This window comes from Pseudomonas sp. ES1 (genome assembly GCF_050586605.1).
GTDB classification, from domain to species: Bacteria; Pseudomonadota; Gammaproteobacteria; order Pseudomonadales; family Pseudomonadaceae; genus Aquipseudomonas; species Aquipseudomonas sichuanensis.
In genome coordinates, this window is record NZ_JBOBDM010000147.1 from 1 (window position 1) to 482 (window position 482).

Sequence of the window (482 nt, forward strand, 5' to 3'; positions counted from 1 at the left end):
TGGCACGGGGATGCTGGAGCAGGGCAAGGCCCTGCCGGCACTGGCATGCAACTGGCGAAAAGTGGCCAGGCCGCGCTGCAGAAGGTGCAGCAGGTCAAGGCTGCCGTCGGCGGCGACACCGGCGCCATGGCCCAGCTGGCCAGCAATGTGGTGCCCGGCGCGGCACCCGCGCTCAAGGCCGCCAACGCGGCCCGCCAGCTGCCGAGCCTGCCCACGCTCACCCCACCGCTCAACCCGGCGAAAAGCCTGAGCAGTGAGGTGCTGGCATGACCGACGCCAAGCAGCGCGAAGCGCAGGTCGCCGTCGCCCCCCTCAACACCATCGATGCCAAGGACGTCGGCCGTGGCGCCGCCGCCTTCGATGCCTGGCTGCAATCGGTCAGCGGCGGCTACGTCACCCTCGAACGTATCAAGTCCGTAGCCGGCGCCTTGCCGGTGGTGGGCAACATCATGGCCTTGGTCGATGCCCTGGGTGACGTGGTC

The 482-nt window shown here is 69.7% G+C and carries 2 protein-coding genes; both read left to right on the plus strand.

Annotated elements, in window-relative coordinates:
• Positions 1 to 270, plus strand: a 270-nt coding sequence (locus tag ACQ4N9_RS26540) for a hypothetical protein (RefSeq protein WP_430934135.1), incomplete at its 5' end; no start/stop codon positions are given.
• A partial coding sequence (locus tag ACQ4N9_RS26545; RefSeq protein ID WP_430934137.1) for a hypothetical protein occupies positions 267 to 482 on the plus strand: 216 nt, incomplete at its 3' end. The genes ACQ4N9_RS26540 and ACQ4N9_RS26545, both read left to right, overlap by 4 nt.